Source organism: Blastococcus sp. SYSU DS0619 (genome assembly GCF_054051035.1).
Map to the genome: position 1 here is coordinate 39,412 of NZ_JBJHAM010000008.1, position 21,720 is coordinate 61,131.

Consider the following 21,720-nt stretch of genomic DNA (forward strand, 5'->3'; position numbering starts at 1 on the left):
TCCCCTCGCGCAGCAGCCGGGCTTCGGCCTCGGCGCCGAGGTCCCCGGTGAGCAGCAGGCGCAGCCCCCCGGGCGCGGTGACGCGGACGACCAGTGACAGGTCGTTGGCCTCGGCCGCCGCGGTGGCCCGCCGGGGGTCGGGTGCGAGCACCTCCAGCTCCACCCCGGCCAGGGAACGGCGGTCGCCCGGGACGAGGACCGTGCGGGTGCTCCCGGCGCGGCGGAGCAGCGCGTCGACGGCCGGGGCCCGTTCGTCGGCCGGCGACAGCGTGCCGGTGGACACCACCCCGACGGTGCGGCCGTGCAGCGCGCCCGCCAGGCCGCCCACGTGGTCGGCGTCCAGGTGCGAGAGCAGGACGAGGGGCAGCGCGTCGATGCCCAGCCGGTCCAGGCAGCGGTCGACCGGGGCGCCGTCCGGCCCGGCGTCGACCAGCACACCGCGCCCGCCGCCCAGCGGCAGCACGAGCGCATCCCCCTGACCGACGTCGCAGGCGACGAGCACCGCGTCGGCCGGGGGCCAGCCGTCCAGCTGCTGGCGCAGCGGCCAGCCCACGACGACGAGCGCGACCAGCGCCGCCACCCCGAGGGGACGCAGCCGGGGGAACCGCCACAGCGCCCAGACCACGGCCAGCAGGAGCCCGGTGAGAGCCAGTGCGCCGACCGTTCCGGCCGGCCATCCGGCGACCGCGTCCGGCGCCCCCGCGGCGCGCTCGGCCACGACGACGATCCAGCGGACCGGCCAGCCGGCGAGGTGGACCAGGACGTCCCCCAGCCAGGGGGCGGCCAGGCCGGCCGGTGCCGCGAGCAGCCCGAGGACGGTCGCCGGGGCCACCGCGGGGGCCGCCAGCAGGTTGGCCGGGACGGACACCAGGCTGACGGTGCCGGTGAGCCCGGCGATCACCGGAGCGGTGGCCAGGCCGGCGGCGACGCTGACGGCGACGGCGTCGGCCAGCAGCGCCGGCCAGCCGTGGCGGCGCAGCCGCCGCGCCCACGTCGGGGCGAGCAGCACGATCGCCGCGGTCGCGACGACCGACAGCGCGAAGCCCGGATCGCGCGCCAGCCGAGGCTCCACCACCAGCAGTACGGTCACCGCCGCCCCGAGGGCCGGCAGGGCCGCCCGTGGCCGTCCCGAGGCGAGGGCGACGAGCGTGACCGCCCCCATGGCGGCCGCCCGGAGCACGCTGGCGCTCGGCCGGGCCAGGACGACGAATCCCACCAGCGCCAGCAGGGCGATCAGCGCCTGCACCCGCCGGTCGACGGCGCGGCGCCGCAACGGCCGGAGGACGCCGGCGATCAGGATCGCGACGTTGGCCCCCGAGACGGCGGTCAGGTGGGCCAGCCCGGCCGCACGGAACTCCTCCTCGAGGAGCGGGTCCATGGCACGGGTGTCGCCGACGACCAGACCGGGCAGCAAGCCACCGACGCGGTCCCCGAGCAGCCGGGTCGAGGCGCTGGCCAGCGACTCGCGGAGCGCGCCGGCCGCCCGCTGCGCCGCTCCCGGGGGCACCAGCCGCTCCGGTGGCCCGCGCGCGGACAGCACCGCGACGACGTCCCGGCCGGGCTCGGGCAGGGCGACCCCCGCCCGCACCCGGAGCTCCTGGCCGGGGAGCAGCCCCGTCCACCCCTCGGCCGGGGCGAAGACCAGGACGGCGTCGCGCAGCCGGTGGACCGCGGCGCCGTCGACGTACTCGGTGGCGCGGGCGTCGAGGACCACCCTCGGGGCGCCCGGGCCGGCCAGGAGCCGTGGATCGCTGCGCACCGTCACCGACACCTCCACCGTTCCACCGGCCGTGGCCGCGGCCCGCAGCGGTGAGGCGTCGCGAGCTGCGCCCCGCCCCGCGGCGACGACGGAGGAGGCCGCGATCCCGGCCAGGACCACCAGCACCACGGCGACCCGGATGCCACGGGCGCGGGCGAGGACCACCGCAGCTGCGAGGGCGGCGCCCGCCAGGGCGAGGAGGACCGGCGGAGCGAGGAACGGAGCGGCCAGGCCCACCGCCCAGACCGCTCCGGCCAGCGGCCACAGCCGCAGGTCCAGCCAGCGCCACCGGTCGGCCGGCCGGCCGGGCTCCGGGTGGGCCGACCGGCGCGGTGCGCGGCTCACACCCCCACCAGCTCGGCCAGCTCCGCCGCGATGGCCGGGCCGATGCCCGGGACGTCGTCCAGCTCCTCGACGCTGCGGAAGCCGCCGGTGCGGGTGCGGTGGTCGACGATCCGCTGCGCGAGGACCGGCCCGATGCCCGGCAGCGCGTCGAGCTCGGCGACCCCGGCCGTGTTGAGGTCGACCGGCCCGCCGGCGGCCGCACTGCCGGGAGCGCCTCCGGCCGGCGCGCCGTCCGGTACCGCCCCGGGCACCCCGACGGCGATCTGCTGCCCGTCGGAGAGCGGAGCAGCCAGGTTCACCGAGGCGGGATCCGCATCGGGCAGCAGCCCGCCGGCCGCGGCGACTGCGTCGGCGACCCGGGCCCCGGCGGCCAGCGTGACCAGGCCCGGCCGCGCCACCTGGCCGACCACGGAGACCACCACGGAGGCCGCCTCGGGGATGGTGGTCCCCGTGGGCGGGTCCTCGGCCGCGGCCGAGGAGGACGCCGGGCCGGCGGGGGACGTGGTCGGCACCGCAGTGGCGGCCGCTGCCGGCTCCACCCGGGGCCGCTCCCACCACGTCCAGCCGAGCACGAGGAGAACTGCCGCCAACGCGGCGACCCAGACCGCCTGGGTGCCCGGCCGGCCGGGATGCCAGCGCACCGTCGTGCCGGGTGCGCGGTGCCGGCCGACACCCACCGGCCGTTCCTGGTCTTCCCCGGCGTCGACCGGCACGGTGACCCGGTCGTCACCCGGCCAGGACCATCCTGCTCGGTCCTCGTCGTCGCCGGGCAGCCACCCGGCCGGGGAGGTGCGTGGCTCGGCCAGGACGGCCCGCAGACGGGCGCGGATGACGTCGGCGTCGTCGTCGCGGCGGAGAGGGAGGCGCACCCCGGGGACGCTAGGAAGGCACCCTCCCCGGCGGAGCCGGTCCGCCGGATCTGTGGATCCCGACCGGGCCTGTGGACGCCGGACGGCCGCCCGCGCCCCTCCCGGCGCCCGCTGTGCCGATGCGTCCCGTCCGCTCCGTGCTCAGTGCCTCCGGTCGTCGTCCCTGCCGGGGTCGGCCACCGGCTCGTCGGCGCCGGCGGAGATGACGACGCCGACCGCACCTGGGCCGACGTGGGCCCCGATCGCCGCGCCCAGCTCGCTCACGTACAGCTCCCGGAGGCGGGGCACCCGCTCGCGGAGCTCGGACACGAGCCGGTCCGCCCGCTCGGCCGCGGCTAGGTGGTGGACGGCGAGCGAGACCTCCCGGTCCCCGGCCTGCTCGACGACGTGCTGCACCAGGCGCCCCAGCGCACGCGCCGAGGTGCGCACCTTCTCCAGCGGCACGACGCGACCGTCCACGACGTGCAGCACCGGCTTCACCGCGAGCGCCGACCCGAACACCGCCGCCGCCGAGCCGATCCGGCCGCCACGGCGCAGGTGCTCGAGGGTGTCGACGACGAAGAGCGTGCGGGTGCGTGCCGCGGCCTGGCGCGCGATCCGGTCCACCTCGTCCCGGTCCGCCCCCGCGGCGGCCGCACGGGCGGCCTCCAGGACGGCGAAACCGGTGCCCATCGCGGCGGAGCGGGAGTCGACGACCGAGACGATGTGCTCCCCCACCTGCGACGCGGCGACCCGGGCGGCGTCCCAGGTGCCGGAGAGCTCCGCGGACAGGTGCACCGAGACCAACCGGTCGGCGCCGGCGTCGAGCGCGGCCCGGTAGGCGGCGAGGAAGTCCCCCGGTGTGGGGCGGGAGGTGGAGACCCGCTGCCCCCGCGACGACAGCGCCTTCGCCACGTCCGCGGAGCTGATGTCGTCGCCCTCGCGCCCCGAGCGGCCGGCCAGCACGACGTACAGCGGCACCACGTGGACGCCGTACTCGGCGGCCAGGTCCGGGGGCAGATAGGCCGTCGAATCGGTGAGAACGGCGACGGGCACCCGGCGAGGCTAGCCGCCGCCGGAGGGCGCGGCCGGACGGGAGCCCTCCTCGCCCCGCCGACCCGGCTCAGCCGACGGCGTCGGCGTCCTGCGCCTGCGCCTGCGCGGCGCCGGCCTGGGCCTCGGCCTCGTCACCCGCCGGACGGTCGGCCCGCAGCCGCTCCGCCGGCGGGACGGCGAGGCCCTCGGGCAGCGGCCCGGCCGAGGAGTTGTGCCGCAGCAGCCGCCACCGGCCGCTCTGGCGGGCCAGCTCGCTCCAGGCGCAGTTGCCCAGCGGCCCGAACACCCGCCGATGGTCCGGGCCCAGCTCCAGCAGCCGCTCGATCATCCGGCCGCTCGTGCCGCCGTGGGTCACCACGACCGCCACCTCGACCGGGGGCAGGTCGAGCAACGCGGCGAGCACCCGCTCGGCCACGGCCGCCGTCTCCTCACCGCCGCGCCCCAGCACCGGGCCGCCGGCCAGCCAGTCGGCGTACTGCTCGGGGAAGCGGTCGGCCACCTCGTCGCGGGTCAGCCCCTCCCAGCTGCCCATGCCGTGCTCGCGCAGCCGGGGCTCCAGCTGCAGCGGCACGTCGAGCAGGGCGGTCAGCTCCCGCGCGGTGTCGGCGGCGCGCTCCAGGTCGCTGGACACCACCGCGGTGGACCGCCCCGCCAGCCCGGCGGACGCCACCAGGTGCGGTGCGGCATGCCTGGCCTGCGCGCGCCCGACGTCGTCCAGGGGCGGGTCGAGTTGCCCCTGGAAGCGGCCCGCGGCGTTCCACCCGGTCCGTCCGTGCCGCCAGACGACCACTCGGGTCACCGGCAGCTCGGGCAGGGCCGGCGAGGTCACTGGCCGGCCGTCTCCGCGACGGGCGGGGAACCGGCGTCGGTCGAGCCGCCGGCCACGGGAGCGGCCGCGTCGGTGAAGGGGATGGTGGGGCAGTCCTTCCAGAGCCGCTCGAGGGCGTAGTAGGCCCGCTCCTCGGCGTGCTGGACGTGCACCACGACGTCGACGAAGTCCAGCAGCACCCAGCGGGCCTCGGCGACGCCCTCGCGCCGCACCGGCTTCACGCCGTGCCCCCGGAGCCGTTCCTCGACCTCGTCGACGATGGCCTGGACCTGCCGTTCGTTGGGTGCGGACGCGAGGACGAACGCGTCGGTGATGGCGAGCCGCTCGCTGACGTCGACGATGGAGACGTCGACGGCCAGCTTGTCCGCAGCCGCCTGGGCGGCGAGCAGCGCGGTCTCCCGGGCCTCGGGCGAGGCGGTCATCGGGGCACCTCCTGGAGGTGGGAAGTCGTGGATGCAGCAGGAGCGCCGTCGCCGGGTGAGGTGTTCCCCGTCCCGGCGGGCGGTGGGCGGTCGTAGGTGGGCCGGTCCCCGGCGGGCCGGCCGTCGCCGGCCTCCCCCAGGGCGGTGGCGGAACGCTGCGCGGGCTCCCGGTAGAGACCGCGCTTCTCGATGTACTGCACGACGCCGTCGGGCACGAGGTACCAGACGGGCATCCCCCGGCCCACCCGCGCCCGGCAGTCGCTCGAGCTGATGGCCAGCGCCGGGATCTCGACCAGGCTCACGCCACCCTCGGGGAGGTGCGAGTCGCCCAACTCGTAGCCCGGGCGGGTCACCCCGATGAAGTGCGCCAGCTCGAAGCACCGGGCGCCGTCGCGCCAGGTCATGATCTGGGCCAGCGCGTCGGCCCCGGTGATGAAGAACAGCTCCGCGCCGGGCCGCTGGGCCTGCAGGTCGGTGAGGGTGTCGAACGTGTAGGTCGGGCCGCCCCGGTCGATGTCGACCCGGCTGACGGAGAACCGTGGGTTGGACGCCGTGGCGATGACCGTCATCAGGTACCGGTCCTCGGCCGGGCTGACCGCCTGGTCGCTCTTCTGCCACGGCTCACCCGTCGGCACGAACACGACCTCGTCGAGCCCGAACAGGCCGGCGACCTCGCTGGCGGCGACCAGGTGACCGTGGTGGATCGGGTCGAACGTCCCGCCCATCACGCCCACTCGTCGTCCTGCCACCGGTCGAGCGTATCCGGAGGGCACGGGGGCCGGCCCCGGGAGGACCGGCCCCGCGCCCGCGGCGCTACCCGCCCGGGCTGCCTGCCGTGCCGGCGGGGTTGCTGCGACCGGCTCCCCCGTGCAGCCGGTCGCGGCCGGCCACGCCGGTGCGGTCAGCCGGTGGCGACGTCGTCGACACCGCGTTGTCCAACGGCTCCGGCCGCGCGCGGTTACGGGTCGGCCGGGGTCCGGTGGCGTGCCGGCGGCCGGTGGGAAGGCGCGCAGGGAGCCGGTCGAGGAGTCGATGCATCGAGGTGTCGACCCGGCGGCAGGTCGACACCTCGACAGGTCGACGGGCTCAGAGGGTGGTGACGAAGTCGGCCAGCTGGGCGGCGTTGCGGCACTCGACCATGCCGATGACCTCGCCGTAGCGGTCGGCCGCGGAGTCACCGCTCCCCCACAGCCGCCGCGGCTCGGGGTTCAGCCAGTGCGCCGACCGGGCCTTGGAGACCAGGCCGGCCAGCACCGGGATCCCGGGCTGCCGGTAGTTGGTCCGCCCGTCGCCCAGCACGAGCAGCGACGTCTTCGGGCCGATGGCCGAGGCCCAGCGGTCGGCGAACACCTCGAACGCGGTGCCGTAGTCGCTGTGCCCGTCGAAGCCGACCACCTGGGCCTCCCGGCCGATCCGGGCGATCGCGTCGGCGACGTCCACGCCGGGCCGGAAGAACCGGGTCACCTCGTCGGTCGAGTCGACGAACGCGAAGGCCCGCACACCGGTGAAGTGCTCGCGCAGCGCCTGGGTCAGCATCAGCGTGAAGTGGCTGAACCCGGCCACCGACCCGCTGACGTCGCAGAGCACCACGAGCTCGGGCTTGTGCACCTTGCGCGGCCGGTGGTGGGTGACCACCGGGACGCCGCCGGTGCCCAGGGAGGCCCGCACGGTCTTGCGGAAGTCGAGTCGGCCCTGGCGGCCCAGCCGGCGGCGCGCGGAGAGCCGCACGGCGAGCCGGCGGGCGAGCGGCGCGACGGCCCGGCGCAGCTCGGCCAGGTCGGCGGCCTGGGCGCGGAGGAAGTCCACCTGGTCGGCCAGCGGGCGGACGGCGTTCTTGGCGATCCGGTCGCGGCCCTTCTCCGCCGCCGTCCGCCGCCGCACCTCGGTCTCGACCGCGGCGCGGAACGCGGCCAGCCGGTCGCGGACGGTCTGCCGCGCCACCTGCTCGGCCAGCCCGCCGCGGCCGGTGTCCCCGAGCAGCCCGGCCAGCAGCTGCGCGACGAGCGTGTCCGGTGAGAGCGCCCGCATGACCCGGTAGCTGAAGTACGACTGCCCCGACGGGGTCGGCTGCCCCTGCCCCAGCAGATCGACGGCCTCCCGGGCGAACCGGCGCAGCGCCTCGGGGTCGCCGTCCTGCAGCAGCTCCAGCAGCTCGGCCCGCATCTGCGCGGCCAGCGCGGCGTCGTCGGGGACGTCCAGGGTGGATCCGCCTTCCTCCCCTGCGCCATCGCCCTCGTCCGGATCGGCGGCCGGCCGGTCACCGAGCGGCCACCACAGGTCGAACAGGACGTCGTAGGTGGGGCGCTGGGCGGCCCGCTGCAGCAGCACCGCGGCGAGCCCGTGGCGCAGCTGCTCGCGGTCGAGCAGGTCGACGACGGTGAGGATCTCCGCGGCGTCGACCGCCTGGCTGATGCCCACCGGGATGCCGGCCTCCCGGACCGCCCGGACGAACCCGTCCAGGTGGCCGGCGAGCCCGCCGGACCGCCCGCCGGGGGCCACCCGCGCCTCCATCAGTTCAGCCGCAGCTCGGCCGCGGCCCGGGTCTGGTCGCTGGCGTGCTTGAGCACCACCCCGAGGGTCGAGGCCATCGCCGACTCGTCCAGGGTGTCCAGGCCGAGCTCGAGCAGCGTCTGCGCCCAGTCGAGCGTCTCCGAGATCGACGGCGACTTCTTCAGCTCCAGCCCGCGCAGCGCCCGCACCGTGCGGACCAGCTGGTCGGCCAGCCCCGGGGCGAGGTCGGGCACGCGCGAGAGCACGATTTCCCGCTCCCGCTCGGCGGTCGGGTAGTCCAGCGCCAGGTACAGGCAGCGCCGCTTGAGCGCCTCGGACAGTTCGCGGGTGGCGTTGGACGTCAGGACGACGATCGGCCGGCGGGTCGCGGTGATCGTGCCGAGCTCGGGGATGGTGACCTGGAAGTCGCTGAGCACCTCCAGCAGCAGGCCTTCCACCTCGACGTCGGCCTTGTCGGTCTCGTCGATGAGCAGGACGGTCGGCTCGGTGCGGCGGATCGCGGTGAGCAGCGGCCGGGAGAGCAGGAACTCCTCGCCGAAGATGTCGTCGTGGACGGTGTCCCAGTCCGCGCCGCCCCCGGCCTGCGACGCCTGGATGCGCAGCAGCTGCTTCTTGTAGTTCCACTCGTACAGCGCCCGGGCCTCGTCCAGGCCCTCGTAGCACTGCAGCCGGATCAGCTCGGACCCGGTGGCCGCCGCCAGCGCCTTGGCCAGCTCGGTCTTCCCCGTCCCCGCGGGCCCCTCCACCAGCAGCGGCTTGCCCAGGCGGTCGGCGAGGAAGACCGTCGTCGCGATCTGCGCGTCGGGCAGGTAGCCGGCGGTCGACAGCCGCTTGCTGACGTCCGCGACCGACGAGAAGTGGGCGGACTGCGACGGCGGGCGGGGCATGCGGCTCCTCGAGAAGGGAACGGGATCAGCGCGTGTGGCCGGACCCCGTGACGACGTAGGTGGTGGAGGTCAGCTCGGGCAGGCCGAGCGGGCCCCGGGCGTGCAGCTTCTGGGTCGAGATGCCGATCTCGGCACCGAAGCCGAACTCGCCCCCGTCGGTGAACCGGGTGGAGGCGTTGACCAGGATCGCGGCGGCGTCCACGCCTGCGGTGAAGTCGGCGATGGCGCGGGCCGAGTCGGCGACGATCGCCTCGGTGTGGCCGGTGCTCCACCGCGCGATGTGGTCCAGCGCCTGCGGAAGGTCGTCGACGATCCGCACGGCCATGTCCATCGACAGGTACTCGGTCGCCCAGTCCTCGTCGGTGGCCGGCACGACGCCGTCGTGGGCGGACCGGGCGGCCTCGTCACCGTGCAGCGTCACGCCGCTGCCGGCCAGCGCGGCCAGCAGCCGCGGCAGGAACGGCACGTCCTTGTGCACCAGCAGCGTCTCGGCGGAGTTGCAGACGCTCACCCGGTGGGTCTTGGAGTTGAGCACGACCGCCTCGGCGATCGCGGGGTCAGCGGACGCGTCCACGTAGACGTGGCAGTTGCCCTCGCCGGTCTCGATGACCGGCACCCGGGACTCGCGCACGACCCGCTGGATCAGCGAGGCACCGCCGCGCGGGATCACCACGTCGACGTGCCCCCGGGCGCTCAGCAGCTCGCCCACCGAGGCGCGGTCGGCGGGCAGCAGCTCGACGAACCCGGCCGGCAGGCCGGCCTTCTCGCCGGCATCGGTGAGGACGGCGATCAGCGCGGTGTTGGTCCGGAAGGCCGAGGCGGAGCCGCGGAGCAGCGCCGCGTTGCCGCTCTTGAGGCAGAGGCCCGCGGCGTCGACGGTGACGTTGGGCCGGGCCTCGTACACGATGCCGACGACGCCGAGCGGCACGCGGACCTGCTTGAGCTCCAGGCCGTTGGCCAGCCGGGAGCCGCGGACGACGTCGCCCACCGGGTCCGGCAGCGCGACCAGCTGGCGCAACGCGTCGGCGACCCCGGCCACCCGGGCGGGGTCCAGGCGGAGCCGGTCGAGGATCGCCTCCGGTGTGCCGTCGGCCCGCGCGGCGTCGACGTCGGCGGCGTTCGCGGCCAGGATCTCCTCGGTCCGCTCGACCAGCGCCTCGGCCATCGCCGTCAGCGCGGCGTCCTTGGTGTCGGTGGGCAGGGTGCGCAGCACCCGGGCGGCCGACCGCGCACGCAGCGCGGCGGCACCGATCAGCGGCAGGCCGGAGACGTCGGACACGACGCCAGGCTACGCGGGGCCTCCGACGGAGCGCGCCCGTCGCGGGCTCAGCGGTCGCGCAGCGCCCGCAGGGCCGACTTCCGGGCGTCGCCGGTGAGCCGGTCGAGGAAGACCTTGCCGTCGAGGTGGTCGACCTCGTGCTGCAGGCAGCGGGCCATCAGCCCCTCCCCCTCCAGCCGCAGCGGCTTGCCGTCGACGTCGAAGCCCTCGGCGACGCAGCGCATCGCGCGGACCGTGGGGGCCCAGATGCCCGGCACGGACAGGCAGCCCTCGTCGCCGTCCTGGATCTCCTCGGACCGCTCGACGATCACCGGGTTGACCATGTGCCCGATGACGCCGTCGATGTTGTAGGAGAAGGCCCGCACGTTGACACCGATCTGCGGCGCCGCCACCCCGGCTCGCCCGGGGTGGTCCACGGTGTCCTCGAGGTCGCGGACCAGCGTGGCCAGCCAGCCGTCGAAGGCCCGGACCGGGTCGGAGGGGGTGCGCAGCACGGGATCACCGAGCTCGCGGATGGGGCGGATCGTCACCCGGTCAGTCTCTCAGCCGGGCCGCGGCGCTCAGCGCAGGCGTCCGACCAGCACCATCTCGTCGCGGTGCACGACCTCCCGGCGGTGCTCCGGCGGGAGGTCACCGGTCTTGCGCCCCAGGAGGGCCGGCATCTCGCGGGCGTCGTAGGCGACCAGCCCGCGGGCGACGACGACGCCGTCGGGGCCGACCAGCTCGACCGGGTCGTCGGCGAGGAACTCCCCGGCGGTCCCGGTGATGCCGGCGGCCAGCAGCGAGGCGTGCCGGTCCCGGAGGGCGACGACCGCGCCCTCGTCCAGGATCAGCCGGCCCCGCGGCCGGCTGGCGTAGCGCAGCCAGAACTGCCGGGCGCTGGGCCGCTTCCCCATCGGTGCGAAGAGCGTGCCCACCCGGCCGCCGGCCAGCGCGTCACCGGCCCGCGGGGTGGAGGTGACGACGACGGGCACGCCGGCGTGCGCGGCGATGAAGGCGGCCTCCACCTTGGTGGCCATCCCGCCGGTGCCGACGCCGTTGCGGGTGGCCGAGCCGAGGGTGACCGCCGCGAGGTCGGCGGGGTCGCGCACGGTGTCCACCAGCTGCGCGGGCCCGGTGCGCGGGTCGCCGTCGTAGACGCCGTCGACGTCGGAGAGCAGCACCAGCGCCCCGGCCTGCGCGACGTGCGCGACCAGGGCCGCCAGCCGGTCGTTGTCGCCGAACCGGATCTCCTCGGTGGCGACCGTGTCGTTCTCGTTCACGATCGGCAGCACGCCGAGCGACAGCAGCCGCTCCACCGTCCGGTGGGCGTTGCGGTAGTGGCTGCGCCGGGTCAGGTCGTCGGCGGTGAGCAGCACCTGGCCGACGGTGATCCCGTGCCGGGCGAAGGCGTCGGCGTAGGTCTGCACCAGGCGGAGCTGACCGACGCTGGCCGCCGCCTGGGCGGTCGCGAGATCACGCGGGCGCCCGTCCAGCCCCAGCGGCGCGAGGCCGGCCGCGATCGCCCCCGAGGAGACGAGCACGACCTCGCGGCCGGAGGCTCGGACGGCCGCCAGCACGTCGACCAGCGCGGTGAGCCGGTCGACGTCCAGGCCCCCGGGCAGGGTGGTCAGCGACGAGGAGCCGACCTTGACCACGACCCGGCCGGCCCCGGCGATCCCGGGACGCGCAGCGTCGGTCACCGCGGGCCGTCCGCCTGCTCGTCGTCCTCCGGGTCCTGGTCGGCCCCGCGCGCGCCGTCGACGTCCTCGTCGTCCAGGTCGTCGTCCGGGTCGCCGCCGTCGAGGACCGGCAGGTCCTCGTCGGTCCAGCCGCCCTCGGACAGCTCGAACGGCGTCCGGCGGGCGCGCTTGGCCGCCAGCCGCTCGGCGGCACCGATCCGCTCGTTGCTCTCCAGCCGGTTGTCGGTGCCGCGGCCGCCCAGGCCGGCGGACTCCTCGACGGTGAGGCTGCCGGCGGGCAGCGTCGGCGCCCAGTCGAAGGTGACGTCGCCGATGGTGACGGCGTCGCCCTCGCGGGCCCCGGCCTTGGCCAGCTCCTCCTCGACGCCGAGGCGGTTGAGCCGGTCGGCGAGGAAGCCCACGGCCTCGTCGTTGGTGAAGTCGGTCTGGCGCACCCAGCGCTCGGGCTTGACGCCCCGCACGACGAACGCGTCCGGGTCGTCGGCGTCGCGCTCCACGGTGAAGCCGGAGTCGTCCACCGCGCGCGGGGTGAGGGTGACGCGCACCGGCTCCGGTTCGGGCAGCGAGGCCCGGTGCTCCTCGACGGCGGCGGCCAGCGCGTACCCGAAGGCGGCCAGCCCCTCCCCCGTCGCGGCGCTGACCGCGAACACCTGCAGCCCGCGCTCCTCCAGCGAGGCGCGCACCAGGTCGACCAGCTCCCGGCCGTCGGGGACGTCGATCTTGTTCAGCACGGCGATCCGCAGCCGCCCGACCAGGTCGAGCTCGTCGCCGCCGTACTCGGCGAGCTCGTGCTCCAGCGCCTCGATGTCGCTCTCGGGGTCACGGCCGGGCTCGATCGTCGCCATGTCGACGACGTGCACCAGGACGGCGCACCGCTCGACGTGGCGGAGGAACTGCAGGCCCAGCCCCTTGCCGGTGGACGCACCGGGGATGAGCCCGGGGACGTCGGCCATCGTGTAGACCGTGTCGCCCGAGCGGATCACGCCCAGGTTGGGCACCAGCGTGGTGAACGGGTAGTCGGCGATCTTCGGCCGGGCCGCCGACATCGCGGCGATCAGCGACGACTTGCCGGCCGACGGGAAGCCGACCAGACCGACGTCGGCGACGCTCTTGAGCTCGAAGACGGCGTCGAGGGTCTCCCCCGGCTCGCCGAGCAGCGCGAAGCCCGGGGCCTTGCGGCGGGAGTTCGCCAGCGCCGCGTTGCCCAGGCCGCCCTTGCCGCCGTGCGCCAGGACGACGCGGGTGCCGTTGCCCATGAGGTCGGCGATGACCCGGCCGTCGGCGGTGCTGACCACGGTGCCCTCGGGAACCCGCAGCACGCGGTCCTCGCCCCGGGCGCCGTGCCGGTTGCTGCCCGCGCCGGGACGGCCGTTGGCCGCCTTCTGGTGCGGGCGGTGGTGGAAGTCGAGCAGGGTGTGCACGCTGGGGTCGACCTCGAGGACGACGTCGCCGCCGTCCCCGCCGTTGCCCCCGTCGGGCCCACCGAGCGGCTTGTACTTCTCGCGATGCACCGAGGACACGCCGTGCCCGCCGTTGCCGGCGGCGACGTGGATGGTGACGCGGTCGATGAAAGCGGCCATGTGTACCGAGCGGACCTGGGTCCGCGCCGCCTCCTACCTACCTGTCAAGCGCCACGAGCGCACGGGCCGGTCGGCCCGTGCGCTCGTGAGCGGAACTGCTACTGGGGATCAGGCCTCGACCGCGGAGATGGAGACGGTCTTGCGTCCCCGCCGCGTGCCGAAGGTGACCGAGCCGGGCGCGAGGGCGAACAGCGTGTCGTCGCCGCCGCGGCCGACGCCGAGACCCGGGTGGAAGTGGGTCCCGCGCTGGCGGACGATGATCTCGCCGGCCTTCACGACCTGACCACCGAAGCGCTTGACGCCGAGGCGCTGCGCGTTCGAGTCGCGGCCGTTGCGGGAGGACGAGGCGCCCTTCTTGTGTGCCATGTCAGCGTCAGCCCTTCGAGATGTCGCGGACCACGACGCTGGTCAGGGGCTGACGGTGCCCCTGCCGCTTGTGGTAGCCGGTCTTGTTCTTGAACTTGTGGATGTGGATCTTCGGGCCCTTGGCGTGCTCGACGATCTCACCGGTCACGGTCACCTTGGCCAGAGCCGCCGCATCGCTGGTGACGGTGTCCCCGTCGACCAGCAGGATGGCCGGGAGGGCGACGCTGTCGCCCGCCGCACCCTGCAGGCGGTTGATCGTGAACGTGTCGCCCACGGCCACCTTGTGCTGGCTGCCACCGGCCTTCACAACTGCGTACACCACTGACTCCTCGTTCGCTTCTTCACGTCAAGCTCTGTGTCCGGCGCGCACGACCGGAACGGGCGCCGGGTGCTTGGACGGGCTGCCCACACCTTTCCGGCGGCACCCGGAGGCGCCTGCGCGGTGGCGCAGCAACCCGTCCAGCGTACCCGAGAGCGGTCGACGGGTCGACGTGCCCCCGGGCACCCCCTCCCCACCCGGTGAGGAGGGGGTCGATCCTCAGGCGGGCGGGCCCGCCGGGCGGCTGGCGGCCCGCCGGCGACGCGGTCGGGAGGGAGCCGCGGGCGGCTCCCCGTCGCCCGCCGACGGGTCGGCGGACGGCCGGCCGTCGGGCCCGGCGCCGGCGGCGTGCGCCACCCCACCGGGGACGACGTCGGCCGTCGTCGTGGCCGGGGTGATCGGCATCGCGTTCTGCTCCGGCGCCTCGACCGCGCCGACCTCGCCGGCCGGCAGCACGTCGTCGAAGTCGGTCTCCGCCGTCGGCACCGGGACCGGTGCGGTCTCGGGCAGCGGCTCGACCGTCGTCACCGGCGGGTCGACCGGCTGCGCCTCCGGGACGGCTGCCTGGTCCGACCCGGCCGGGGCCTCCGGCGCGCCGGACCGCTCGGCCTCGGCCGGCGCGGGAGCCGCCTCCGGGGCGACGTCCTCCACCGTCTCCGCCGAGCCGTCGGCGGCGGGCTCCCCCGCCGGGGCGTCCTCGTCGGCGCGGGTCCCGGCGAGGACGGCGGCGTCCTCGGCCGCGCGCTCCTCGCCGGACTGCCCGCGGTTGCGGCGGCCGCGGCCGCGGCGCCCTCCGCTGCGGCCGCCCTCGGGCGCCTCGCCGTCACCGGCGGACGCGTCGGCCGCAGCCGGCTGGGTGGCTTCCTCGGCCTCCGCGGCGGGCGCGTCCTTGGCGGGGGCGTCCTTCCCGGCGTCCTTGCCGCCGCCGTTGCCGCGGTTGCGCCCGTTCCCGGTGTCCTTGCCGCCGCCGGAGTCCCGGCCGCCCGAATCCCGGCCACCGGAGTCCTTCCCGGCGGAGTCCTTCCCGGCGGAGGCGTTGCCGCCCGAGCCGCCGCTCCGGCGCTTCTCGTCCACCGGGTCGAGGTGCACCAGGATCCCGCGCCCGCGGCAGTGCTCGCACGCCTCGGAGAAGACCTCCAGCAGGCCCTGCCCCACGCGCTTGCGGGTCATCTGCACGAGGCCGAGCGAGGTGACCTCGGCGACCTGGTGCTTGGTGCGGTCGCGGCCCAGGCACTCGGTCAGCCGCCGCAGCACGAGGTCGCGGTTGCTCTCGAGCACCATGTCGATGAAGTCGATGACGATGATGCCGCCGATGTCGCGCAGCCGGAGCTGGCGGACGATCTCCTCGGCCGCCTCCATGTTGTTGCGCGTCACGGTCTGCTCGAGGTTGCCGCCCGAGCCGGTGAACTTCCCGGTGTTGACGTCGACCACGGTCATGGCCTCGGTCCGGTCGATCACCAGCGAGCCACCCGAGGGCAGCCACACCTTGCGGTCCAGCGCCTTGGTCAGCTGCTCGTCGATCCGCAGGTCGCGGAAGACGTCGCCCTCACCGGTGTGGCGGGTCAGCCGCCCGGTCAGCTCCGGGGAGACGTGCGCGACGTAGGCCTCGACGGTGTCCCAGGCGTCGTCGCCCTGGATCACGAGCTCCTTGAAGTCCTCGTTGAAGACATCGCGGATCACCCGGATGGCCAGGTCCGGCTCGCCGTAGAGCAGCGTCGGCGCGTTCGACGTCGACTCGGACTTCTGCTTGATGACCTCCCACTGCGCCTTCAGCCGGTTGACGTCGCGGGTGAGCTCCTCCTCCGAGGCGCCCTCCGCGGCGGTCCGGATGATCACGCCGGCGTCGTCCGGGACGATCCGCTTGAGGATGTCCTTGAGCCGCTGGCGCTCGGTGTCGGGCAGCTTGCGGCTGATGCCGGTCATCGAGCCACCGGGCACGTAGACCAGGAAGCGGCCGGGCAGGTTGATCTGCTGGGTGAGGCGGGCGCCCTTGTGGCCGATCGGGTCCTTGGTGACCTGCACCAGGATCTTGTCGCCGGACTTGAACGCCTGCTCGATGGAGCGCTGCTTGCCGGAGAGCCCGGCGGCGTCCCAGTTGACCTCACCGGCGTAGACGACGGCGTTGCGGCCCTTGCCGATGTCGACGAACGCCGCCTCCATGCTGGGCAGCACGTTCTGCACCCGGCCGAGGTAGACGTTGCCGGCGAAGGAGGTGGCCGACGCCTGGGTCACGTAGTGCTCGACCAGGATGTCGTCCTCGAGGACGGCGATCTGGGTCCGCTCGCCGCGCTGCCGGATGACCATCTTGCGGTCCACGGCCTCGCGGCGGGCGAGGAACTCCGACTCGGTGAGGATCGGCTGGCGACGGCGCCCGGTGTCCCGGCCGTCCCGGCGGCGCTGGCGCTTGGCCTCCAGCCGGGTGGAGCCGGCGATGCCGCGGACGTCGTCGTCGCTGGTGCTGCGGCCGTTGCGGCCGGCCCGCTCGGGGCGGTCGTCGTCGTCGGTGTCGTCGGAGGAGTCCTCGCCCCCCGAGCTGCCGCTGCGGCGACGGCGACGGCGGCGACGCCGGGTGCCCGATCCGGTCGAGCCCTCGTCGTCGGTGTCCTCGTCGCTCTCGGCCGACTCCTCGGCGGCGTCGGTGGTGTCGTCGTCGTCGCTGTCGGCGCCCGGACGCTCGGAGGTGTCCTCGTCGTCGGTGTCGGCGGAGTCCTCGCCGCTGCGGCCACGGCCCCGGCCACGACGGCCCCGGCGGCGACGGCGGCTGGCCGACGAGCCGTTGTCCTCGCCCGACTCGTCGTTCTCGTCGGTGTCCTCGGCCTGCTCGTCCTCGACGACGTCGCTCTCGTCGCGCGCCGGCTGCTCCTCGGCGGCCCGGCGGCGCGAGCGGTTGCGGCGGGAGCGGGGCGCCTCGTCCTCGGTCTCCTCGCCGCTGTCGGCGGTGCGGTCCTCGAGCGCCTCGGGGTCGGGCGACTCCGCCGGTCGGCGGCTGCGCCGGCGCGGCGCCGGCGGGACGTCCACGGGCGGGGCCATGAAGCTGATGAAGGCCGGGACCGGCGCCGCGGGTGCGGGGGCGACGGCCTCGACCGGGTCGGGGTCGGCGGCGGCGACCGGCCGGGTCGCCCGCCGGCGGGGGCGGGCGACGACGGCCGTGGGCTCCGGGGAGCTGAACTGGGCGCCGAACCGGGAGGGCGCGGGCTCCTCGGCCTCGGCGCCCTCCGCCTCGTCGGCCGGGGGCTCGGCGTGCTGCTCGGCGTCCTCGGCCGGCTGCTCGGCGTCCTCGGCGGGCGCCCCCTCGTCGGAGGTCGCCGGGATGCCGGTCACCTCGGCCCCGGCGGGCTGCGGTGTGCCCGCCGGGACGCCGGCTCCCTGGGTCTCGTCGGTCTCGGTGGTCGGGTGGTCGGTGTCAGCCACGAGGGCTCTCGCCTCCTCATGTGCTCCCGGGCGCCATGTGCTGGCGGCCGCGCAGGAGCACGGGGTTGGGGCGGGGCGGGCTGCCGCGCTGGGTACGGCGGACTGGCTCGCCCTGCGAAGTCTGTGGGCGGCTCCCGCGCGACGGTTGCCGCGGCGAGGAGCCGGACTGCGGTGGTGCCCGCGCCCGGTGACGCCGGGTGCGGTGGTGCGGGTGGTGCGGTGGTCTGCGTCGTCCGGATCGGGGTGACCCGGAGCGGGTGCGTCACGTCTGGCAGCCGTGTCGCTGCGACGGCGCGGGCCCCGGAGGGATCCATCGGTCAGACCGCTGCGTGTTCTCCCGGTACGGGAGCGCGCGCCGCGCGGTCGGGTCCGAGCGGATCGGCCACGGTCCCGGTGTCGTCGAGCCGGCCCTGCGCCTCACGCACGGCCCGGGGGGGCAACGGCGGGCGCAGGTCGGCAACAGCAGCCAGGGCGGCCAACACGTCGTCGGGTCGTACGGCGGGCGTCACCTGCCGGACGACCATGTGCAGTATGGCACAACCTGCCTCCTCGGCAGCCGATGCGGCGGCCACGGCGGGGCGGGCGTCGATGTCCTTGAGGCCGTTCTTGGTCCGCTTGGCGACCGTGACGACCTCGCTGGCGAGGAACTTCTCCACGGCAGGCTGCAGCTCCGCGAGCGCCACGCCGGGCAGCTCGACCCGCCACACCGAGGTGTCGATCCGCTCGGCCAGGGAGCCGGTCCCCTCCTGCGCCTCCACGACCTCCAGGACGGCGACGTCGGGCGGCAGCGCGGTGTCCAGCGCGACCCGCACGGCCTCGGGGTCGCAGCGGATCGCGACGCCGATCTCCAGGTACTCCGCCTCGCTGGCCGACCCGGTGGGCGCGGCCCCGATGTAGGAGATCTTCGGGTGCGGGCTGAACCCGGCGGAGAACGCCATGGGCACCTGGGCCCGGCGCAGCGCCCGCTCCAGGGCGCGCGCCAGGTCGCGGTGCGAGGCGAACCGGAGCCGACCCCGCTTGGCGTAGCGGATGCGCAGCTTCTGCACGGTGGGCGGCGGCGGCGGGCCCTCGGGCTGGCGGGCCATCAGACGACGGTGAGCGGGATCAGGCTGCGCCCGGTCGGCCCGATCTGGATCTCGGTGCCCATGGTCGGGCAGACGCCGCAGTCGTAGCAGGGAGTCCACCGGCAGTCGGCGACCTCCTCCTCGGAGAGGGCCTCCTGCCAGTCCTCCCAGAGCCACTCCTTGTCCAGTCCGGAGTCCAGGTGGTCCCAGGGCAGGATCTCGTGCTCGGTGCGCTCCCGGGTGGTGAACCAGTCGAGGTCGACGCCGAACGCGGGGAGCTCCTCGGCGGCGGCCTGCGTCCAGCGGTCGTAGGAGAAGTGCTCGCTCCAGCCGTCGAACTTCCCGCCCTCGCGCCACACGCGCTCGATGACCCGGCCGACGCGGCGGTCACCCCGGGACAGCAGTCCCTCGATGACGCCCGGCTTGCCGTCGTGGTAGCGCAGGCCGATGGAGCGGCCGATGCGGCGGTCGGCGTTGATCGCCTGCCGCAGCACCCGCAGCCGGTGGTCGATCGTCTCGGCGCTGGCCTGGGCGGCCCACTGGAACGGGGTGTGCGGCTTGGGCACGAAGCCACCGATGGAGACGGTGCAGCGGATGTCCTTGCGGCCGCTGGCCTCGCGGCCGGCCCGGATCACCTCGACCGCCAGCTCGGCGATCTCCAGGACGTCCTCGTCGGTCTCGGTCGGCAGCCCGCACATGAAGTAGAGCTTCACCTGCGTCCAGCCGTTGGCGTAGGCCGTGGTCACCGTGCGGACGAGGTCCTCCTTGGACACCGTCTTGTTGATGACCCGGCGGATCCGCTCGCTGCCGCCCTCGGGGGCGAAGGTGAGGCCGCTGCGTCGCCCGTTGCGGGACAGCTCGTTGGCCAGCGTGACGTTGAAGGCGTCCACGCGGGTCGACGGCAGGCTCAGGCCGGTGTTGGTGCCCTCGTAGCGGTCGGCGAGCTCCTTGGCCAGCTGGCCGATCTCGGAGTGGTCGGCGCTGGAGAGGCTGAGCAGGCCGACCTCCTCGTAGCCGGTCGCCTTGAGGCCGGCGTCGACCATCGACCCGATGCCGGTGATGGTCCGCTCGCGCACGGGGCGCGTGATCATGCCGGCCTGGCAGAAGCGGCAGCCGCGGGTGCAGCCGCGGAAGATCTCCACGCTCATCCGCTCGTGCACGCTCTCCGCGAGCGGGACCAGCGGCTGCTTGGGGTAGGGCCACTCGTCGAGGTCCATCACGGTGCGCTTGCCGACCTTCGCCGGGACGTCGTCCCGGGTCGGGGCGACCGCGGCGATGGCGCCGTCCGGGCCGTAGCTGACGGCGTAGAAGCGGGGCACGTAGACGCCGTCGACGCGGGCGAGGCGGGCCAGCAGCTCCTCGCGGCCGCCCGGGCGGCCCTGCGCCTTCCACGCCTTGACGACGTCGGTGATGTCGCCGACGACCTGCTCGCCGTCGCCCAGCACGGCGCAGTCGACGAAGTCGCTGACCGGCTCGGGGTTGAAGGCGGCGTGCCCGCCGGCCACCACGACCGGGTGGGTCTCGTCGCGGTCGACGGCGTGGATCGGCACGCCGGCGAGGTCGAGCGCCTCGAGCAGGTTGGTGTAACCGAGCTCGGTGGCGAAGCTGACGCCGAGCACGTCGAAGTCCCGGACGGCGCGGTGGCCGTCGACGGTGAACTGGCCGACGCCGTGCTCGCGCATCAGCGCGGCGAGGTCGGGCCAGACGGCGTAGGTGCGCTCGGCCAGGGCGTCGGGGCGCTCGTTGAGCACCTCGTACAGGATCATCAGCCCCTGGTTGGGCAGCCCCACCTCGTAGGCGTCGGGGTACATGAGCGCCCAGTGGACGTCCACGGACTCCCACGGCTTCAGCTGGGCGTTGAGCTCACCCCCGACGTACTGGATCGGCTTCTGGATCTGGGCCAGCAGCGGCTCGAGGCGGGGGTACAGAGTCTCACCAGTCATGACCGGTCCAGGGTAGACGGCCCGCGCGCGGCCCCACCCCTCGCCGAGTGGGGAGTTCCCCCGCCGGCCCTCGCCCACGCCGCCGGGCGGCCTCGCGCAGCAGCGCTCCGCCGTCGTTGCTTGACAGCTTTCGTAGCAATAATGCTATGGTTCATCGCATGGGACGACAGCCGAAGTCCGAGGCGGACAAGGTCCACGACCGCATCGCGGTGCTCCGGGCCGACCGCGGCGTGAGCCGCAAGGAGCTCGCGGACGCCGTCGGCGTCCACCCGCAGACGATCGGCTACGTGGAGCGCGGCGACTACAGCCCGTCGCTGGCCCTGGCCCTGCGCATCGCCCGCTTCTTCGACCTGCCGGTCGAGGCGGTGTTCTCGCTCGATCCGCTGCCCTCGCTCAGCGAGGAACTCCTCAGGAGGACGTCATGAGCATCTCCCCCGACCAGACCTACCTCGCCCGGAACTTCGAGGACGGACGCTGGGCCTGGGCGCGCACGGTGCGGGTCCGTCGGCGCGCGGTCATCGCGCAGGCGGCGCTCCTGTCGGCGTTGATCTCGGCAACCGTCACCGCCGCCGCGACGGACGTCGGCTGGACGACGACCTACTTCGTCGTCATGACCGTCGGACTGCTGGGCTTCATCCCGCTGCACTCGCTTCTCAACGCCGGCATCCGGGGCGTGTTCGACCGCAGCGTCCGTTCGCTGGACGAGCACCAGCGCCGGCTGCGCGACCGGTCCTTCACCGGGATGGCCTGGCCGGCCACCGCCCTGCACTTCGCGTCGTGGAGCGGCGCCGTCGCCGTCGTCGCGCTCACCGGGCACGTGCCGCTGGCGCTGTACCTCGGGTTCCTGCTCTGGTTCACCGCCGGCCTGCTGCCCTACTGGCACCTGGCCTGGACCGCCCCCGAGGAGCCGGCCGACGCCGACCTCTGACCAGTTCGCAGGCGAAGGAGGCTATGCCTACGGCTTCGGCGTCGATCCCGTAGGCATAGCCTCCTTTGCCAGGGGGACTCAGCCCAGGTCGGGGAAGAAGAGCGTCACCTCGCGCGCGGCGGACTCGGGCGAGTCGGAGCCGTGCACGATGTTGTTCTGCACCTCGAGGGCGAAGTCGCCGCGGATGGTGCCGGGGGCGGCCTTCACCGGGTCGGTGGCGCCGGCCAGGGCGCGGAACGCCTCGATGGCCCGCGGCCCCTCGACGACCAGCGCCATGAGCGGCCCGCCGGTGATGAACTCGACGAGGTCGGCGAAGAACGGCCGCTCGCGGTGCTCGGCGTAGTGGGTCTCGGCGGTCTCGCGGTCGAGGGTGCGCAGTTCGGCGGCGACCAGGCGCAGGCCCTTGCGCTCGAGCCGCGTGATCACCTCGCCGACCAGGCCGCGGGAGACGCCGTCGGGCTTGACGAGGACGAGAGTGCGTTCGGTCACGG

The 21,720-nt window shown here is 75.2% G+C and carries 19 protein-coding genes and 1 pseudogene; 2 read left to right on the forward strand and 18 right to left on the reverse strand.

What is annotated here, in order from left to right:
* Nucleotides 1–19: 19 nt before the first annotated feature.
* The 17 genes and pseudogenes from ACI79T_RS11615 to ACI79T_RS11695 all read right to left on the reverse strand — a co-directional run.
* Nucleotides 20–2,104: pseudogene (locus ACI79T_RS11615) on the reverse strand (ComEC/Rec2 family competence protein); the annotation flags it as partial.
* Nucleotides 2,101–2,973 carry a ComEA family DNA-binding protein gene (locus ACI79T_RS11620; protein ID WP_456610221.1) on the reverse strand — a complete coding sequence of 291 codons (873 nt, stop codon included), beginning with the start codon at nucleotides 2,971–2,973 and terminating at the stop codon, nucleotides 2,101–2,103. The gene ACI79T_RS11620 and the pseudogene ACI79T_RS11615, both read right to left, overlap by 4 nt.
* Nucleotides 2,974–3,114: 141 nt before the next feature.
* Nucleotides 3,115–4,008 carry a DegV family protein gene (locus ACI79T_RS11625; RefSeq protein ID WP_456610222.1) on the reverse strand — a complete coding sequence of 298 codons (894 nt, stop codon included), beginning with the start codon at nucleotides 4,006–4,008 and terminating at the stop codon, nucleotides 3,115–3,117.
* Nucleotides 4,009–4,075: 67 nt separating this feature from the next.
* Nucleotides 4,076–4,837, reverse strand: a complete 762-nt coding sequence (locus tag ACI79T_RS11630) for a histidine phosphatase family protein (RefSeq protein ID WP_456610223.1) — start codon at nucleotides 4,835–4,837, stop codon at nucleotides 4,076–4,078.
* Nucleotides 4,834–5,259 carry a ribosome silencing factor gene (rsfS, locus tag ACI79T_RS11635; protein ID WP_456610224.1) on the reverse strand — a complete coding sequence of 142 codons (426 nt, stop codon included), beginning with the start codon at nucleotides 5,257–5,259 and terminating at the stop codon, nucleotides 4,834–4,836. The genes ACI79T_RS11630 and rsfS overlap by 4 nt, the downstream gene beginning before the upstream one ends.
* Complete coding sequence (nadD, locus tag ACI79T_RS11640; protein ID WP_456610225.1) at nucleotides 5,256–6,008, reverse strand: nicotinate-nucleotide adenylyltransferase; 753 nt, start codon at nucleotides 6,006–6,008, stop codon at nucleotides 5,256–5,258. The genes rsfS and nadD overlap by 4 nt, the downstream gene beginning before the upstream one ends.
* 337 nt (nucleotides 6,009–6,345) lie before the next feature.
* Nucleotides 6,346–7,758: a vWA domain-containing protein gene (locus ACI79T_RS11645; protein ID WP_456610226.1), complete on the reverse strand. Its 1,413-nt coding sequence runs from the start codon at nucleotides 7,756–7,758 to the stop codon at nucleotides 6,346–6,348.
* An 11-nt stretch (nucleotides 7,759–7,769) separates the two neighbouring features.
* Nucleotides 7,770–8,657: an AAA family ATPase gene (locus tag ACI79T_RS11650; protein ID WP_456610227.1), complete on the reverse strand. Its 888-nt coding sequence runs from the start codon at nucleotides 8,655–8,657 to the stop codon at nucleotides 7,770–7,772.
* A 25-nt stretch (nucleotides 8,658–8,682) separates the two neighbouring features.
* On the reverse strand, nucleotides 8,683–9,936 hold the full coding sequence (locus ACI79T_RS11655) for a glutamate-5-semialdehyde dehydrogenase (RefSeq protein ID WP_456610228.1): 1,254 nt from the start codon (nucleotides 9,934–9,936) through the stop codon (nucleotides 8,683–8,685).
* A gap of 47 nt (nucleotides 9,937–9,983) precedes the next feature.
* Nucleotides 9,984–10,466, reverse strand: a complete 483-nt coding sequence (locus ACI79T_RS11660; protein WP_456610229.1) for a peptide deformylase — start codon at nucleotides 10,464–10,466, stop codon at nucleotides 9,984–9,986.
* 30 nt (nucleotides 10,467–10,496) lie between these two features.
* On the reverse strand, nucleotides 10,497–11,618 hold the full coding sequence (gene proB / locus ACI79T_RS11665) for a glutamate 5-kinase (RefSeq protein ID WP_456610230.1): 1,122 nt from the start codon (nucleotides 11,616–11,618) through the stop codon (nucleotides 10,497–10,499).
* Nucleotides 11,615–13,198, reverse strand: a complete 1,584-nt coding sequence (gene obgE / locus ACI79T_RS11670) for a GTPase ObgE (RefSeq protein WP_456610231.1) — start codon at nucleotides 13,196–13,198, stop codon at nucleotides 11,615–11,617. Before obgE ends, proB begins: the two co-directional genes overlap by 4 nt.
* Before the next feature lie 108 nt (nucleotides 13,199–13,306).
* The gene (rpmA, locus tag ACI79T_RS11675; RefSeq protein WP_456610232.1) at nucleotides 13,307–13,564 is read right to left on the reverse strand and encodes a 50S ribosomal protein L27; all 258 of its coding nucleotides are present in this window, start codon (nucleotides 13,562–13,564) and stop codon (nucleotides 13,307–13,309) included.
* 7 nt (nucleotides 13,565–13,571) lie between these two features.
* A complete protein-coding gene (rplU, locus tag ACI79T_RS11680) occupies nucleotides 13,572–13,883 on the reverse strand; it encodes a 50S ribosomal protein L21 (protein ID WP_346622596.1) in 312 nt (103 codons plus the stop codon).
* Nucleotides 13,884–14,102: 219 nt separating this feature from the next.
* Nucleotides 14,103–17,294: an Rne/Rng family ribonuclease gene (locus tag ACI79T_RS11685; RefSeq protein WP_456610233.1), complete on the reverse strand. Its 3,192-nt coding sequence runs from the start codon at nucleotides 17,292–17,294 to the stop codon at nucleotides 14,103–14,105.
* 317 nt (nucleotides 17,295–17,611) lie between these two features.
* Nucleotides 17,612–18,379 (reverse strand): TIGR03936 family radical SAM-associated protein, encoded by a 768-nt coding sequence (locus ACI79T_RS11690; protein ID WP_456610234.1) that lies wholly within the window; start codon nucleotides 18,377–18,379, stop codon nucleotides 17,612–17,614.
* Entirely contained in the window at nucleotides 18,379–20,301 is a 1,923-nt protein-coding gene (locus ACI79T_RS11695) for a TIGR03960 family B12-binding radical SAM protein (RefSeq protein WP_456610235.1), read from the reverse strand. The genes ACI79T_RS11690 and ACI79T_RS11695 overlap by 1 nt, the downstream gene beginning before the upstream one ends.
* A gap of 158 nt (nucleotides 20,302–20,459) precedes the next feature.
* On the opposite strand from ACI79T_RS11695, the gene ACI79T_RS11700 reads away from it, so the two are divergent.
* Together ACI79T_RS11700 and ACI79T_RS11705 are read left to right on the forward strand one after the other, a co-directional pair.
* On the forward strand, nucleotides 20,460–20,726 hold the full coding sequence (locus ACI79T_RS11700) for a helix-turn-helix transcriptional regulator (protein WP_269190804.1): 267 nt from the start codon (nucleotides 20,460–20,462) through the stop codon (nucleotides 20,724–20,726).
* Nucleotides 20,723–21,229: a hypothetical protein gene (locus tag ACI79T_RS11705; RefSeq protein ID WP_456610236.1), complete on the forward strand. Its 507-nt coding sequence runs from the start codon at nucleotides 20,723–20,725 to the stop codon at nucleotides 21,227–21,229. Before ACI79T_RS11700 ends, ACI79T_RS11705 begins: the two co-directional genes overlap by 4 nt.
* A 78-nt stretch (nucleotides 21,230–21,307) precedes the next feature.
* On the opposite strand, the gene ndk is transcribed toward ACI79T_RS11705, so the two are convergent.
* Nucleotides 21,308–21,718: a nucleoside-diphosphate kinase gene (ndk, locus tag ACI79T_RS11710; protein WP_456610237.1), complete on the reverse strand. Its 411-nt coding sequence runs from the start codon at nucleotides 21,716–21,718 to the stop codon at nucleotides 21,308–21,310.
* Between the last annotated feature and the right edge of the window lie 2 nt (nucleotides 21,719–21,720).